Source organism: Natrinema sp. H-ect1 (assembly GCF_041821105.1).
Classification (GTDB): Archaea; Halobacteriota; Halobacteria; order Halobacteriales; family Natrialbaceae; genus Natrinema; species Natrinema thermotolerans.
In genome coordinates this window covers 50,394-65,980 of record NZ_JBGUBA010000014.1, presented here as the reverse complement: position 1 = coordinate 65,980, position 15,587 = coordinate 50,394, and the positions used below count along the sequence as shown (strand labels likewise).

Below are 15,587 nucleotides of genomic sequence, written 5' to 3'. Positions count from 1 at the left end.
CTCGGCCTCCCTGACGTGTTCGGGCTCCTGTCGGCCGGCACACGGGCGACCGGAGCCGGTGGCTTTCGAACAAATAAACCATAGTTCGGTATACGAAATGCGACGGTCGGTCCCAGGACGACGGGAATCGATATCGCACCTTCGCCCGTCGAACGGATCGAGAAGCGACCGGCGATGTTCCGGGATCGCAGCGAGTACTCTCCTCGAGTTGCGCGGCCGCTGACTATCTTCTCCCGGGATTCGGACGAATCAGGCGTTGCGGTCCGTTCCGGACTCGATGCCGGACTGCATGAACTGTGCCAGAATGCGACCAATGCTGCTGCCGGCCGTCCACATCGCCTCCTCGTCGACGGCCTCGTCGTCGGTCGCGACCGACAGCAACACCGTTCCCTCATCGATCATCAGGGCCCGGCCGGCGAAGTCGGCGGGGTTGTCCTCGCCCATCACGATCACCCGGATCGGACTCGCCGCGAAGCGTTCGCGGATCGCCTCCTCGGCCGTGACGACGGTGACGTCGATCCCCTGCGTCGCCCGCTCGCGCAGTGCCGTTTCGATCGCCTCGGTCAACGACCGGCTCGAGGGCGCAGTGAAGACGACGGCTGCCGCCGCCTCGCCGATCAACTCGACGATCCGATCGTCGATCGGTTGGCGGCCCCGGAGGGTCGACACCGAGCCGTCGTCCGGGCGGTCCGGCGTCGCGGTCCGGAGTTCCGTGAGGTTTGCGAACGCCCGCTCGCGCTCGCGCTCGAGCCGGTTCGTCAACTGCTCGCGGGCGGCGGCGAGACTCACCGGCCGGTACCGTTTCGGTGACGACTCGGTCAGTTCGACGAGTCCGCGCTCGAGGAGATCGTCGGCCGCGCCGTAGACCTGCGACCGGGGGACCTCCGAGATTTCGCTGATCTCCTGTGCGGTCCCCGTCCCCAGTTCCTGGAGGGCGACGAAGACGCGGGCCTGATAGTTCGGCAGGCCGAGCCGTTTCAGCGCCGCGACTGCATCTCGTGTACTCATGAATACCTGCGGGTCGGTCGCTCGAGGGTTCGCGCGTCGGGCCTATCAGTAGCGGGGTTCCCCGATTGGATATATTTTGTAGTATCCTACAATACTTATGTCTCCGGGTGGGGAAACGGCTGGTAATGGATCCGGCCGATCGGTACGCGGCGTTCGTGACCGCACACAGCAAGGCGATCATCGCGGTCGTGCTGATAGCGACGTTGCTCGTCGCCAGCGGGGCGGGTAGCGTCGACTCGGAGCTGACGATCGCGAACTTCGAGAGCGACTCGACGGAGGCTGCGAAGTACGACCAACTCCGGTCCGACTTCGCGACCGAAGGGGAGAACACGACCGTCGTCCAGGTCGTCGTCCGCGACGAGAACGCCCTGTCGAAAGCGTCGCTGCTCGAGGGACTTACCCTCCAACGGGCCATCGCCGACGACGGCAACGTGAACGCGACGTTGCGGAACCGGCAGCCGATGGTCGGGCTCTCGAACGTCGTCGCGACCGCGGCGATTCGGGAGGCCGAGGCCGGTAACGGGACTCCCAACGGGTCCGACGGCGGGGTCAACGGTTCGGCACCGCCGTCGCTCGAGGCCCAGATCGCGCAACTGGAGTCGATGTCGGAAAGCGAGGTCGAAGCGACCGTCGAACGGGTGCTAGCCCCGGACTCGGCGGCCGCGGGCACGGTCGATCCCTACTCGCTGTTGCCGACCGACTACGAGCCGGGCGCGACGACCGACGGGCGCGTCCTCTCCGTCTTTCAGGACACGAGCGGCGCGACCGGTGACGATCTCCCCGCGGACGTGGCCGACGCGCAACTCGAGATCCGGGAGCTGTCCGCGGCGACGTTGACGTCCGGGGAGAGCTTCGTCTTCGGGAGTGCCGTCGTCGACGCCGAGAGTACGCAGGCGACCGGCGAGAGCTTCGCGATCATCTCGCCGATCGCGTTGCTGATCATCGTCCTCGCGCTGGGGATCGCCTACCGCGACGTCTTCGACATCGGGCTCGGGCTCGCCGGGATCGCGCTCGTCCTCGCGTGGATGGCCGGCTTCATGGGCTGGGCCGGGATCGGCGTGACGCAGATCCTGATCGCCGTTCCGTTCCTGCTGATCGGGCTCTCGATCGACTACGCGTTACACGTCGTGATGCGCTACCGGGAGGCCAGCGACGACGATCCCGACGCGACGCCCCGGACGGCGATGCGTCGGGGGTTGGCCGGCGTCGTCGTCGCCATCGGTGCCGCTACGTTCACGACCGCCGTCGGATTCCTCTCGAACGTCGTCAGCCCGCTGGCCTCGATCAGGGAGTTCGGCATCGTCAGCGCCGTCGGCATCGTGTCGGCGTTTCTCGTCTTCGGCTTGCTCTTGCCCGCGCTGAAACTCGAACTCGACGGGGGACTCGAGCGACTCGGCCTGTCGCGTCGCCGGCCGGCATTCGGTCGCGGCGGCGTCGCCAGCCGGGTCCTCAGCGTCGGTGCCGAAATCGCCGACCGGGCGCCGTACGTCGTCATCGCCATTGCACTCGTCTTGAGCGCGGCTGGGGGCGCGGCCGCGACGGACATCGACACGTCGATCGAGCAGACGGACTTCCTGCCCCGGGACTCGCCGGCCTGGATGGACTCGCTGCCCGGTTCGTTGCAGCCCAGCGACTACCAACTGCGCGAGCAGGCGCTGTATCTGAACGACCGGTTCGCCCAGTCACGCGATCAGTCGAGGGCGGAGGTACTGATCGAGGGGCCGGTCACCGACCCCGACACGCTCGAGCGGGTCGCGGCCGGCAGGGATCGGGCGGCGAACGCCTCGTCCGCACAGACGCTGGCGAACGGCCGCCTGCAGGCGACCGGGCCGCTCGAGACCATCGAGTCGGTCGCCGCGGACAACGAGACGGTCGCCGCCGTGGTCGACGACGCCGACACCGACGGCGACGGCGTGCCGGAGGAAAACCTCACGGCGGTCTACGACGCGGTCTACGCCGCCGATCCGTCGGCGGCCGCGGCAACGATCAATCGCGCGGACGGCGAGTACCGGTCCCTCCGGCTCTCCGTGGGCCTCTCCGGCGGGGCAAACACGGCGACGATCACCGAGGAGATGCGCGCCGTCGCGACGACCATCGAGGGCGAGTCCGCGCTGACGGTGACGGCGACCGGCCAGCCGATCGTCGAGGAACTCGTCCAGCAGGGGCTGCTCGAGACGCTCGTGCAGGGCTTCGCGATCACGTTCGCCGTCATCCTCGCGTTCCTGACGGCGACGTTCTGGGCTCGCTACCGGACGCTCTCGCTCGGTGCGGTCGTCATCGCGCCGGTCCTGTTCGCACAGGCGTGGCTGTTCGGGACGATGTACCTCGCGGGGATTCCCTTTACCTCCGAGACGGCCATCATCGCGGCGATCGGCATCGGGATCGGCGTCGACTACGCGATCCACGTCGGCGAGCGGTTCCTCGAGGAGGAGCGAGCGCGGGGTGACCCCATCGCGTCGCTCCGGCGAACGGTCCGGGGGACCGGCGGCGCGTTGCTCGCCAGCGCCGTCACGACCGCCGCGGGCTTTGGCGTCCTCGTGTTCGCGCTCGTGCCGTCGCTGCGGCGCTTTGGCTTCGTCACGAGCGTCGCGATCGCGTACGCGTTCCTCGCCAGTATCGTCGTCCTGCCGAGCCTGCTCGCGGTCTGGGCACGGTACACCGACTACGACGGGACCGACGACGCCGCCACTGACGACCTCGCTGACACGACCGGCTGACCCGGCCGGCAGTCGACCTCGAGCGGGGAGTCGACGACGACCCGGCCGAGACGCGAATCTATTTCAGCCGTCGCCCGCCACACTCGAGCAATGGTTTCGGAACTCTTCGATCCCGAGCAGTGGGAGCCTGCGGCACTGAACGACGAGTTCAGGGACATCACCTACCACCGCGCGGTCGACGCCGGGACGGTCCGGATCGCGTTCGACCGGCCCGACGTCCGCAACGCCTTCCGGCCGGGGACCGTCGACGAACTCTACGACGCCCTCGACCACGCCAAGCGCCAGACCGACGTGGGCTGTATCCTGCTGACCGGGAACGGGCCGTCCTCGAAGGACGGCGGCTGGGCCTTTTGTTCCGGCGGGGATCAGACGATCCGGGGTGAGGACGGCTATCAGTACGAGGGGGACGAGGAGCGCGCCTCTGAGCAGGGACGGCTCCACATCCTCGAGGTCCAGCGCCTCATTCGGCACATTCCGAAGGTGGTCGTCGCGGTGGTGCCGGGCTGGGCCGTCGGCGGGGGCCACTCGCTGCACGTCGTCTGTGACCTGACCCTCGCGAGCGAGGACCACGCGAAGTTCCTCCAGACCGACCCGGACGTGGCCAGCTACGACGCCGGCTTCGGCTCCGCGTACTTGGCCAAACAGATCGGCCAGAAGAAAGCCCGCGAGGTCTTCTTCCTCGGGAAGACCTACGACGCCGAGGAGGCCGCCGACATGGGCATGGTTAACGAGGCAGTCCCCCACGGGGAACTCGAGGAGACCGCCCTCGAGTGGGGCGAGCGCATCAACGCGAAGAGCCCGACGGCGATGCGGATGCTCAAGTACGCCTTCAACATGACCGACGACGGGATGGTCGGCCAGCAGGTCTTCGCCGGCGAGGCGACGCGGCTGGGCTACATGACCGACGAAGCGAAGGAGGGTCGGGACGCGTTCGTCGAGGGTCGCGATCCGGACTTCGACGATTTCCCGTGGCACTACTAACCGAAGGCCCGTATATCGAACCGATGCACCGACGAACGCTCCTCCGGCGGACGACGCTGCCGGCCGCGCTCGCGCTCGCGGGCTGTACCGCGCCCAGCGGCGAGCCCGACGGAGAGGCCGACGCCGGGGGCGGAAGCGACGGCTCCGAGGGCGTCTCGGGAACCCCGCCGATCCCGATGCTCGAGGACCCGCCGGAGGCGGTCTATCTACCCGGCCACCGGAAGTCGATGCGCGTTCTCGAGCCGGTCGATGCTGGCGAGTACGCGCTGACCCCGATGCTGTCGTACCCCCATCCGTTCTGGATCGTCACGGCGAACTACCGCGAGTTCGTCGAACCCGCGGCCGGCCGCGGGGTCCACCTGATGGTCGTCGTCTGGGACCGGGAGACGGGACGGGTCTTGCCCGGTGCCGAGCCGAGGGTGACGGTCTCCCGCGACGGGCGCGAGATCGATTCGCGGGCGCTGTGGCCGATGCTCTCCCAGGAGATGGGCCTCCACGTCGGCGACAACGTCGACCTCCCGGCGGACGGGACCTACATCGTCGACGTCGAGCTCCCGCCGCTCTCGATCCGTCGGACCGGCTCGCTGGCGGGCCGATTCACCGACGGGGCGACCGCGACCTTCGAGTTCACGTACGATCAGGCCTTCCGCGAGGCCGTCGTCGAGGGGATCGAACTGCTGGACCGGGACCGGTGGGGCCAGCGGGGCGCGCTCGAGCCGATGACGGAGCGCGGAGCCGCCGGTGACGAGGACGGCGGAGAGAGCGCCGGCGACGACGCGGCCGGCGTGGGGAACGGGGAACCGGATCCTGGGGCCCCCTACTCGCGGGTGCCGCCGGCCGACGCCTATCCGGGGACGCGGCTGGTCGAGTCGGCTGCCGGTTCCGAGACGAACGGCACGGCCGGCGATGGTGTCCCAAGGAGCGGCGATGCGGCGGTCGTCGTCGCGTTGCTCGAGCCCGAATCGCGACTCGCCGACGGCGACGACCCCTATCTGCTCGTCTCGCCGCGGACGCCGTACAACCGGGTGCCGCTCCCGAACGCGTCGCTGCGGGTCGTCCTCGAGCGCGACGCCCGGCAGGTCCTCGACGAGCGCCTCGAACCGGTGATCGACGGTGAGTACGGGCACCACTACGGGCGGTCCGTCTCGGACGTTCGGGAGAGTGATACGGTCCGGATCGCGGTCGAGTCGCCCCCGCAAACGGCCCGCCATCAGGGCTACGAAACGGCGTTTTTCGGGATGGAACCGGTCGAACTCGTGGTCCCGTCGGCGTAGCTGTTTCCTCCGGTCGCTTCCCCGCTCGCCCGCGGCCGCGACCGCGGGCGGTCACTCGCAATGCCAACGTTGACACTCTCTCGAGTGGGACACTCGAACCATGAGTTCGGCCGAGGTCGAGACATCACGGACGAAGGCGTGGCTGATGGCGGCCCGCCCGCAGACCTTGCCCGCGGCCGCGGCCCCGGTGATCGTCGGGTCGGGGCTGGCGGCCGTCGAGGGCGTGTTCGCGCCGCTGCCGGCGATCGTGGCCTTCGTCGGTGCGGCGCTGATCCAGATCGGGACGAACTTCGCGAACGACTACTACGACGCCGTCAAGGGGGCCGACACCGAGGACCGGGAGGGCTTTACCCGGGTCACCCAGTCGGGGCTCATCTCGCCCGCACAGGTCAAGCTCGCGACGATCGTCACCTTCGGACTGGCGATCTGCTCGGGGACCTATCTCGTCTACGTGGGGGGCGTTCCGATCCTCGTCGTCGGCCTCGTCAGCGTCTTCTGCGGGTGGGCCTACACCGGCGGCCCCTATCCGCTGGGCTATCACGGGCTGGGCGATCTCTTCGTCTTCGTCTTCTTCGGCCTCGTCGCCGTGACCGGGACCTACTACGTACAGGCCGCAGCCGTCCTCGCGGAGCCGCTCGCGACGACGATCCCCGACGGCACCGTTCCGCTCGAGGCCGTGATCGCGAGCCTGCCGATCGCCGGGCTCTCGACGGCGATTCTCGTCGTGAACAACGTCCGGGACAAGGAGACCGACACCGAGGCGGGTAAACGGACCCTCGCGGTCCGGCTGGGCTACCGCTGGAGTCGCGTGGAGTACGTGGCCATGCTCGCGATCGCCTACGTCGTTCCGGGCTGGTTCTGGCTCGCGACCGACGTCGGACCCGGTGTGTTGCTCCCGCTGGTGACGCTGCCCTACGCCGCGACGATCGCGCGAACCGTCCTGACCCGAACCGATGGCGAGGCGCTCAACCCCGCGCTCGAGGCGACCGGCAAGCTGCTCGCGATCTATGCCGTCTGTTTCGCCGGGGGGCTGGTGCTGCTATGAGCGCCGCAGAGGACCTCTCGCTTGCGTATCGTCCCTTCTCGCTCGACCTCGTTGAGCCGCTCGAGACGGCCGACGGGACGATCGCGTCCCGGGACGGCTTTCTCGTCCGACTGGTCGACGAGGCCGACGACGGCAGCGACGGAGCCGGTGACGAGCCGGCCGTCGGCTACGGGGAAGCGACGCCGCTACCGGGCTGGACCGAGTCCCGGGAGGACTGCGAGCGCGCCCTCGAGCGCGCACAGGAGGCGCTTCGAACCGACGGCCCGAGCGAGGCCCTCGAGGCCGTCGACCGGCAGGTCGCGGCCCGTCACGCCCTCTCGCTGGCACTGGCCGACCTGCAGGCGACCCGCGAGTCGACGCCGCTGTATCGCTACCTCGGACAGGGGCCGATGGTCGGGCGGGTGCCGGTCAACGCGACGATCGGCGACGGCTCACCGGACGAGACGGTCGCCGCGGCCCGCGCGGCCGTGGATCGTGGCTTTACCACCTGCAAGCTGAAGGTCGGCCTCCGGAGCGTCGAGGACGACATCGAACGCGTCCGCCGAGTCCGTGAGGCCGTCGGCGACCGGATCGAACTGCGGGCCGACGCCAACGAGGCCTGGACCTTCGAGGAGGCCCAGTCGGCCCTCGAGGGCTTTGCCGACTGCGGCGTCTCGATCCTCGAGCAGCCCCTCCCGGCGGGCGCGCTCGAGGGTCACGCCGACCTCCGCGAGGAGAGCCGGGGCGTCTCGATCGCGCTCGACGAGGGGCTGCTCGAACACGGCGTCGACGCGATCTGTGACGCCGGGGCGGCCGACGTCGTCGTCCTGAAGCCGATGGCGCTGGGCGGGATCGACGTCGCTCGACAGGTCGCCGCGTGGCTGTCCGAACTCGAGGTCGCGCCGCTGGTGACGACCACCATCGACGGGGTCGTCGCGCGCACCGGCGCGGTACATCTGGCGGCCGCGATCCCCGACGTGCCGGCCTGCGGACTGGCAACCGGCGATCTGCTCGCGACGGATCTGGGCCGGGATCCCGTCCTGATCGAGAAGGGGTCGGCCGTCGTCCCGCAGGCGAAGGGACTGGGCGTCTCGGACGTCTGGGGTGACCGATGACCGGCGGCCTCGAGTGGCCGACGCGGGACCTGCTCGCCGGTCGTGCCTCGACGACGCCGGACGCGACGGCACTCGTCGACGCCGACGGTGACCGATCGTGGACGTACAGGGCGTTCGACCGGCGGGTCGACGCCGTCGCGGCGCGACTCGAGAGCCTCGTCTCCGGCCCCGACGATCGCCTCGGTATCCTCATGGACACCCGCGTCGCGTTCGCCGAGGTCTACTTCGCGGCGATGCGACTCGGCGTCACGATCGTCCCGTTGAACGTCCGGGAAACGGCAGCGGAACTCGCCTCGAAGGCCGACCGTACCGCCGTCGACGCGGTCGTCTGCGAGGCGGCGACCGAAGAACTCGCCCTCGAGATCACCGACTCCCCGATCCGCTCGGTCGACGCCCCCGATCGCGACGGCGTCGACCCGCTCGAGCCGATCGACGGGGCGTCCGTGACGCCGGTCGCGCTCGAGCGCGACGACACGCACCTGCTCATGTTCACGTCGGGCACGTCGGGCGAACCGAAGGCCGTCCGGCTGACGGTCGGCAACCTCGTCGCCAGCGCGACCGCCTCGGCGTTCCGGCTCGGCGTCCTGCCGGCCGACCGGTGGCTCTGCTGCCTGCCGATGTATCACATGGGCGGGCTGGCACCGATCGTCCGGTCGACGCTGTACGGAACGACCGCCGTGATCCAGCGCGCGTTCGACCCCCGCGACACCGCCCGCGTCGTCGACGAGTACGATATCACGGGCGTCTCGCTCGTGCCGACGATGTGCAAGCGCCTGCTCGAGGCCGGCTGGGAACCGCCGGAATCGCTGCGGTTCGTTCTGCTGGGCGGCGCTCCGGCTTCACGGGAACTGCTCGAGCGCTGTCGGGAGCGGGGCGTGCCGGCCCACCCGACCTACGGCATGACCGAGACCGCCTCCCAGATCGCGACGGCGACACCGGCCGAGACCGCAGCCCACGAGGGGACGGTCGGCAAGCCGCTTTCCGGAACCGACGTGACTGTTGTCGACGAGGACGGCACGGTTCTCGGACCGGGCGAACAGGGCGAACTCGTCGTCTCGGGGCCGACGGTGACGCCGGGCTATCTCGACGCCGCCGAGACCGCGGCGGCGTTCGACGACCACGGCCTCCACACCGGCGACGTCGGCTACCGCGATGCAGACGGCCGGCTGTGGGTCCTCAACCGCCGCAGCGACCGCATCGTCACCGGCGGCGAGAACGTCGACCCCGGCGAGGTCGTCACGGCACTGCGGTCCCACCCAGCTGTCGAGGACGCCGCGGTCGTGGGTCTCTCCGATCCGGAGTGGGGCGAACGGGTCGCGGCGCTCGTCGTCCCCGAAGCGGGGGCAACCGCATCGCTCGAGCCAGCGTCCCTGCTCGCTCACTGCGACGAGCGTCTCGCGGGGTTCAAGCGGCCGAAGACGGTCGGGGTCGCCGACTCGCTTCCCCGGACGGCATCGGGGACCGTCGACCGCGAGGCGGTCCGCGAGCGCCTGCTTACGGACGGGACTGACCTGAGCGGGTAGTCTCCCGCGTCGCTGGTCAGTCGTCGTCGGAGACGCTCTCGGAGACCGGCCGCTGACGGCGGGTCGGCGGCTCCGAGACCGGCGTCTCGTTGTCGCGAACGTAGTTTCTGGCGACGACGTAGCTGCCGTACAGGACGAGCAACAGGAACAGCGAGAACGGCAGCGCCATCGTCACCGACAGCGACTCGATGGCGCTGAACTCCTCGAGTTCGAGCGACATCATCCCGAAGACGGCGAGCAAGGCACCCCACCACGCGCGGTTTCGCGGGTTCGGGTTCTCGTCGCCGAGCGTGATCGCCGAAATCATAAACACCGCCGAGTCGAGCGAGGTAATGATGTAGCCGGCGATGATGAAGACGAAGAGTACGGCGAGAATCGTTCCATACGGCGTGATCTCGAGGGCTTTCGCGATGGCTGCGGGATTGCCCGAAGCGGCCAGTGCCTCCGCGATTGGGGCTTGATACCCCGGTGCGAGCGCCCAGCCGCCGATGAGACCGTGCTGGATCCAGGTAAACAGCGTCGGGACCAGCACGAGGACGGCGAACAGCTCCCTGACCGTGCGGCCCTTCGAGACGCGGGCGACGAAGCTCCCGACGAAGATACTCCAGGCGGCCCACCAGGCCCACCAGAAGCCGGTCCAGTCGGCCGCCCAGTTGCCCTCGGCCCCCGGCGCGGTGTACAGCGACAGCCGGAACAGGTTGCTGAGCCAGACGCCGGTCGCGTCGAGGTGGAGTTCGAGCATGTACAGCGTCGGCCCGATCACCACGAGTAGGGCCATCGCGGCGCCGATGAGGATCACCGTCGCCCGGGCCGCGTTACGGATCCCCTTCCGGAGGCCGAGCCAGACGTCACCGAGGAAGACCAGCCCGATCAGCGCGAACACCGCGTAGGTGAGTATCCGCGCCTCGAGGCCGAAGACGCCGCTGAGGATCGAGGACATCGTCTGTGCGCTGAACCCGAGCGTCGTCGCGATGCCGCCGATCGTGGCGATCAGCGCCGCCAGATCGACCAGCCAGTAGAGGCCCGGGATTCGGCCCTTGTCGACGACGCCGGCAAGCATCGAACTGATCTTGTACTCGCCGATGCCGTCCGTGTAGACCGCGATCCCGAAGGCGATCGCGACGGGGAGATACCACATCGCCAGCCCCGGGAACACCTCGTGGATGAACATGAACGCGAGCGCCATCGACTCGGTGGATGCGTTCTGGACCGGCGCGGGATCCGGCGGGGGATACTGGACGATCGAAACCGGTTCCGCCACGCCCCAGATGAGGACTGACGCGCCGAACCCGACGGTAAAGACCATCGATAGCCACGAGAAGCGATCGAATTCGGGCTCGGCGTCGGGGCCGCCGATCCGGATCCGGCCGTACCGCGAGGCCGTGAACGCGGTCGCGGCGACCAGCAGGACGAACCCAAGCAGGATGAACCACCAGCCGAAGTAGACGAGGACCCAGCTTTTCGCCCCAATGAGCGCACTACTCAATGCCGACGGCCGCAGGAATCCAACGATCCCAAGCGAGAGCATCACGCCCATCGTCACGAAAAACAGGGCCATCTCTCCCCGCGAGGCGTCCTCGAGGCCGAGGAGTCGACCGACGTTCATCGTTCGACCCCACTGCGCTCGTCGCCGTTCCGTTCGGCGGTCGTCTGCGTATCGTCGCTACTCACGATTGTGTGAGCCAGCATCAGATGTGTCTCGGATCCCACTCCTAATCGTTGAAGAACCCTTTGTATCGAACGCCGCTACAGGATCGGTACCACACTACAGGATAGCTGGGCGGAACCCACGGGATTGCCGCCGGACCCGGAGTTAAGCCGCTTGCCGCCCTACCCGGAGCCGTGTGTACGCTCACGCTCGCTTGGCAGGTCTTCGAGGAGGCACCGGTCGCCGTCGCCGCGAACCGTGACGAAGCCATCGGCCGGGCGTCGGACCCGCCGGGCGTCTACCGCGAGGACCCGCTGATCGTCGCGCCGCGTGACGCCGAAGCCGGCGGCACCTGGATCGGCTACAACGAACACGGTGTCTTCGTCGGCCTCACGAACAAGTGGGCCACTGCCGATCTCGCCGGCGAACGATCCCGGGGGCTGCTCGTCGCCGACGTCCTCGAGGCGCGTTCGGCCGCCGAAGCCCGCTCGATCGTGGCGGACGCGACCGCTGCCGACGAGTACAGCGGGTTCTATCTGGTTGCCGCCGACGCCGACGAGGCGTTTTGCTACCAGTGGGACGGCGACCTCACGCTGACCGAGTTCGAGCCCGGCGTCCACGTCGTCGTCAACGTCGCGGTCGACGACGATGTCGACGTCCCGGCAGATCGAGCGGCGGTCGGCCGAGCGCAGGCGGACAACGCTCGAGCGGTCCGGGATGCGCTCGCGCCGGCATCGGGCGAGACCGTCGGCGACTGGCTCGAGCGCGGGGCCGCGGTGCTTTCGGACCATGATTACGGCGTCTGCATTCATGAGGACGGGTTCGGGACCCGTTCGTCGTCGCTGCTCGCGCTCGGTCCCGAGACGACACGATACGAGTTCGCACCGGGGCCGCCCTGTCGGACGAGCTACGAGTCGGTCTCTCTCCCCGAACGCGTGTCGGGGGCCGTCGACGCCGACGGAGCGGACCCGGCGATCGACGGCGAAGGGCACATTTAAGCGGCTCGCACTATCTGGTATGGGTATGGACGCACTCCTGCCTGTAGCGACGCACACGGCGAGGTGGTGGCCGTGAGCGTGTCCGCGGCCGAAGCCGAACTCACCGAGGCCGAGCGCGCGGGCCTCGAACTCGTCCGCGAGTCCGGCGGTATCCACCAGAGCGACTTCTGGAAGGAACTGGACGTCTCCTCGCGGAAGGGCAGTCGAATCGTCGAGTCGCTCGTCGAGAAGGAACTGGTCGACCGGGAGGAGACCGTCTACGAGGGACACAACACCTACTACATCTCGCCGACCGCCCGTGACCTCGATTTCACCCTGCTGATGGCCGGCGACATGCTCTCGCCGTTTATCGGCGAGGAGGAGGTCGACCCCAACAGCGACGCCTTCTCCCAGTGGATCATGAACCTCGCCTACGAGGAGTGACTCGTCGCCCGCACTCGCGGCTCCCCTCTCTTTCATCGGTCGCCGGTTTCCAGTCGACAGTCGCTCGAGCGCTGGGTCTCGCCCCGGTCAGTCGTCGCGTCCGTCCGCGCCCCGCACCTGCGCGACGTGAGCGAACGTGACCAGCCCAATACCGCCGACGACGTTACCGGCGGCCGAGACGGCGATCGTCTCCCCGAGCGCGCCGGAACCGATCGCCGCGTCGAAGAGGTACCCGAAGAAGACGTGGATCGCGGTGACGACCACGTGGTCGAAGGGGCCAAGCGCCAACAGGAAGCCGACGAGATAGGCCAGCGCGAGCCGGCTTCCGACGCTGTCGGCCGCCGCCAGGAGGAACGACAGGAGGCTCACGAGCGCCCCGCCGACGATCGCGCTCGCGAAAATCCCCCTCGCCGGTCGGTTGACGATCCCCTCGGCGGTGCCGGACAGCGCGTGTGCCGACTCCGGCGGCAGCACCCCGTCGACGGCGAAGACGACCGCGAAGAGGAACCCGCCGACGAGGTTGAAGACGAGCGTGACCGCCCACAGGCGACCGATCGGGACCAGCAGCCACGTGCCGTCCCGAGCGGCCGCCGCCGCGACCGGGTCGAAGAAGTTCTCGTTGAACAGTTCCGTGCGGCCGATGACCAGAAACACCATGCCGACGCCGAAGGTGAGCGCGCCAGCCACGTGTGCGGCCTCGCCGAACTGCGGTTCGACGAGTCCGTCGACGACGCCGAGTGCGACGATGCCGAAGACGATCGTAAACCCCGCGATGAAGCTGGTCGCCGCGAGTTCGAGCAGCGACTGCTCGAGTCGTCGCTGGCCCTCGTCGACGGCCCGATCGAATATCTCGGCGGGATCCGGCGCGACGGACACGGGCTAGTTACGGTTCGTTGATGAATAAGAGCGGGACATGAATACGCCGGACGTCGAGACACTGTGCGTCGGGTCGGGAGCCGACCCCGGCGGCCCGGCGGAATCGATCACTCGTAGGGATCAAGCCGTTCGATGAGAACGAAGGGGTCGCGTTCGCGGTTGTAGTAGGAAACGTCGCCGTCTAACGCTTCGATGAGTCGCCGGTGGACCTCTCGTGCGGCCCGGCCCTCGTCGGGCTCTAGGTGGTGCTGGCCGCGCATATCCGTCCAGAATCCGCCGTCGAGCCACAGCAGCGTTTCGTCGTCGGACTGATAGACGACCTCGCCCTCCTCGGTCAGGCCGTCGATGGCGAGCTGTCGGCCCGACAACTGTGCGCGCGCGAGGACCGCGGTGAGCTGCCGGCGGGAAACCGGCGCGTGCAACGCGACGTCATCGATCGTCTCCCCGAAATAGCTCTCGACGAGATCACACGCCCGCGAGAATTCGTCGAATTCGACCTCCTGATCCTGTGCGATTTTCATAAGTCCCCTCGAGTGAACCGTTCGGTACGCAGAGGATTGACAGACGTACACAAAAATCTATCCGTCGTTCAGACGGTTTCCTGTCAGTCATTGCCGGCGCAATCGCGACCCGGGCAGCGGTTGCGCCGGGAAATCGGGACAGCAACCCGTCTCAGGCGAGCGCGCTCGCCGCTCGGATCAGCCGCCGTTCGCCGAATGCGGGGCCGATCAGTTGGAGACCGACGGGGAGCCCGTCCGTTTCGCCGGCCGGCACCGAAATCGCGGGCAGGTCCGCGAGGTTCACCGGCACGGTGTTCGCGTCGGCGAGATACAGCTGCAGCGGATCCTCGAGGCTCTCGCCGAGTTCGAACGGCGGCACCGGCATCGTCGGGCTGGCGAGGACGTCCGCCTCCGCGAGGGCATCGTCGAAGTCCTGTTTGACCCACGCGCGGGCGTCCTGGGCCTTCTCGTAGTACTTGTCGTGGTAGCCGGCGGAGAGTGCGTAGGTCCCCAGCAGAATCCGCCGTTTGACCTCGTCGCCGAACCCCTCCTCGCGCGCTTTCGCGAAGGTCTCGTTCCAGTTGCCGTCGTAGCCGCCCGACTGCCCGTAGCGGACGCCGTCGAACCGCGCGAGGTTCGACGAAGCCTCCGACATCGCGATCACGTAGTAAGCCTCGACGGCGTGTTCGACCGAGGGAAGCGAGACCTCGTGGTACTCCGCGCCCCGATCCTCCAGGTCGGCGATGGCGTCCCAGAACGTCTCGACGACCCCCTCGTCGGCTCCCTCGAGCAGCTCCGTCGGAACGCCGATCGAGAGCCCGTCGACGTCACCGGTCGCGGCGTCGGCGTAGGTTTCGTCGGCCTCGAGGGGCGCCTCGCGTGTCTCACGGGCGTCGCTCGTTCGACCATCCGAGGCGCGTGGCGCCTCGCGTGTCGTCGCATCGCGCTCGTCGCTGCCGGCGATCACGTCCAGCAGTTCGGCGGCCTCCTCGACGGTCTCGCCGAAGGGGCCGATCTGCTCTAAGCTGTTGCCGTAGGCGACGAGGCCGTACCGCGAGACGAGGCCGTAGGTGGGCTTGATGCCGACGACGCCGCAGAAGGCGGCGGGACAGCGGACCGAGCCGCCGGTGTCCGACCCCAGCGCGAGGTCGGCCTCGCCGGCGGCGACGGCGGCCGCGGAACCCCCCGAGGAGCCCCCGGGAACGTGGCCCGGCGCGGCGGGGTTGTCCGTCGCGCCGAAGTAGGAGGTCTCGGTGGTCGTCCCCATGCCGAACTCGTCCATGTTGGCCTTGCCGACGATGGTCGCGCCGGCCTCCTTCAGCCGCGAGACGACCGTTGCGTCGTAGGGCGGGACGTAGTCCTCGAGCATCCGCGAGCCGCAGGTCGTCCGGACCCCCTCGGTCGAGATGTTGTCCTTGACCGCGACCGTCCGACCGGCGAGCGGGCCGTCGTCGGCTCCCTCGATTCGCTCTTCGGTGATGAAAATGTCCTCGGACATGG

The 15,587-nt window shown here is 68.7% G+C and carries 13 protein-coding genes; 8 read left to right on the top strand and 5 right to left on the bottom strand.

Going from position 1 to position 15,587, the window contains the following annotated elements:
• Positions 1–249: 249 nt before the first annotated feature.
• Positions 250–1,008, bottom strand: a complete 759-nt coding sequence (locus tag ACERIM_RS18010; protein ID WP_373633677.1) for a TrmB family transcriptional regulator — start codon at positions 1,006–1,008, stop codon at positions 250–252.
• A gap of 125 nt (positions 1,009–1,133) precedes the next feature.
• Here ACERIM_RS18010 and ACERIM_RS18005 point away from each other — a divergent pair, with 125 nt between their 5' ends.
• The 6 genes from ACERIM_RS18005 to menE all read left to right on the top strand — a co-directional run bounded on the left by ACERIM_RS18005 (position 1,134) and on the right by menE (position 9,642).
• Positions 1,134–3,725: an RND family transporter gene (locus ACERIM_RS18005; RefSeq protein WP_373633676.1), complete on the top strand. Its 2,592-nt coding sequence runs from the start codon at positions 1,134–1,136 to the stop codon at positions 3,723–3,725.
• A 90-nt stretch (positions 3,726–3,815) separates the two neighbouring features.
• Positions 3,816–4,706 carry a 1,4-dihydroxy-2-naphthoyl-CoA synthase gene (locus ACERIM_RS18000; protein ID WP_373633675.1) on the top strand — a complete coding sequence of 297 codons (891 nt, stop codon included), beginning with the start codon at positions 3,816–3,818 and terminating at the stop codon, positions 4,704–4,706.
• Positions 4,707–4,729: 23 nt separating this feature from the next.
• On the top strand, positions 4,730–5,980 hold the full coding sequence (locus tag ACERIM_RS17995) for a hypothetical protein (RefSeq protein WP_373633674.1): 1,251 nt from the start codon (positions 4,730–4,732) through the stop codon (positions 5,978–5,980).
• A 100-nt stretch (positions 5,981–6,080) separates the two neighbouring features.
• On the top strand, positions 6,081–7,025 hold the full coding sequence (locus ACERIM_RS17990; protein WP_373633673.1) for a 1,4-dihydroxy-2-naphthoate polyprenyltransferase: 945 nt from the start codon (positions 6,081–6,083) through the stop codon (positions 7,023–7,025).
• The gene (locus tag ACERIM_RS17985) at positions 7,022–8,119 is read left to right on the top strand and encodes a mandelate racemase/muconate lactonizing enzyme family protein (RefSeq protein ID WP_373633672.1); all 1,098 of its coding nucleotides are present in this window, start codon (positions 7,022–7,024) and stop codon (positions 8,117–8,119) included. Before ACERIM_RS17990 ends, ACERIM_RS17985 begins: the two co-directional genes overlap by 4 nt.
• Positions 8,116–9,642 (top strand): o-succinylbenzoate--CoA ligase, encoded by a 1,527-nt coding sequence (gene menE, locus ACERIM_RS17980; RefSeq protein WP_373633671.1) that lies wholly within the window; start codon positions 8,116–8,118, stop codon positions 9,640–9,642. The genes ACERIM_RS17985 and menE overlap by 4 nt, the downstream gene beginning before the upstream one ends.
• A gap of 16 nt (positions 9,643–9,658) precedes the next feature.
• Here menE and ACERIM_RS17975 read toward each other — a convergent pair whose 3' ends face one another.
• Complete coding sequence (locus ACERIM_RS17975) at positions 9,659–11,248, bottom strand: BCCT family transporter (RefSeq protein WP_006648745.1); 1,590 nt, start codon at positions 11,246–11,248, stop codon at positions 9,659–9,661.
• Positions 11,249–11,484: 236 nt separating this feature from the next.
• Here ACERIM_RS17975 and ACERIM_RS17970 point away from each other — a divergent pair, with 236 nt between their 5' ends.
• Both ACERIM_RS17970 and ACERIM_RS17965 read left to right on the top strand, forming a co-directional pair.
• Positions 11,485–12,288: an NRDE family protein gene (locus ACERIM_RS17970; protein WP_373633670.1), complete on the top strand. Its 804-nt coding sequence runs from the start codon at positions 11,485–11,487 to the stop codon at positions 12,286–12,288.
• Positions 12,289–12,360: 72 nt separating this feature from the next.
• Positions 12,361–12,711 carry a hypothetical protein gene (locus tag ACERIM_RS17965; RefSeq protein WP_006180834.1) on the top strand — a complete coding sequence of 117 codons (351 nt, stop codon included), beginning with the start codon at positions 12,361–12,363 and terminating at the stop codon, positions 12,709–12,711.
• Positions 12,712–12,798: 87 nt separating this feature from the next.
• Here the strand turns inward: ACERIM_RS17965 and ACERIM_RS17960 are convergent, their stop codons facing one another.
• From ACERIM_RS17960 to gatA, 3 genes are all read right to left on the bottom strand, one after another.
• The gene (locus ACERIM_RS17960; RefSeq protein ID WP_006648747.1) at positions 12,799–13,587 is read right to left on the bottom strand and encodes a formate/nitrite transporter family protein; all 789 of its coding nucleotides are present in this window, start codon (positions 13,585–13,587) and stop codon (positions 12,799–12,801) included.
• A gap of 107 nt (positions 13,588–13,694) precedes the next feature.
• Complete coding sequence (locus tag ACERIM_RS17955) at positions 13,695–14,108, bottom strand: hypothetical protein (RefSeq protein ID WP_373633669.1); 414 nt, start codon at positions 14,106–14,108, stop codon at positions 13,695–13,697.
• 151 nt (positions 14,109–14,259) lie between these two features.
• Positions 14,260–15,585: an Asp-tRNA(Asn)/Glu-tRNA(Gln) amidotransferase subunit GatA gene (gatA, locus tag ACERIM_RS17950; protein ID WP_373633668.1), complete on the bottom strand. Its 1,326-nt coding sequence runs from the start codon at positions 15,583–15,585 to the stop codon at positions 14,260–14,262.
• Positions 15,586–15,587: the final 2 nt, after the last annotated feature.